At 46.7% G+C, this 381-nt stretch carries 1 rRNA gene; it reads right to left on the bottom strand.

Going from position 1 to position 381, the window contains the following annotated elements:
• Window positions 1-381: ribosomal RNA gene (locus tag ACYUDJ_RS21400) — 23S ribosomal RNA — on the bottom strand; the annotation flags it as partial.

Raw genomic sequence — 381 nt, 5'->3', positions numbered from 1 at the left:
CCTTCCGGGGTTCTTTTCACCTTTCCCTCACGGTACTGCTTCACTATCGGTCACTAGGTAGTATTTAGCCTTGGGAGGTGGTCCTCCCTGCTTCCCACAAGGTTTCACGTGTCTCGTGGTACTCTGGATTAGATCTCGAAGTTTTCTCTTTTTACCTACAGGACTATTACCTTCTATGGTAGGGCGTTCCAGCCCTCTTCGATTAAGATACCTCTTCTTTTATGATCTATCCACAACCCCAGAAACAAGTTTCTGGTTTGGGCTCTTTCCCGTTCGCTCGCCGCTACTTAGGAAATCGATTTTTCTTTCTCTTCCTCCGGGTACTTAGATGTTTCAGTTCCCCGGGTTTACCCTCATACACCTATGTATTCAGTGCATGAT

It is taken from the genome of Clostridium sp. CTA-6 (genome assembly GCF_054768115.1).
This window is presented reverse-complemented; position numbering and strand designations above follow the sequence as displayed.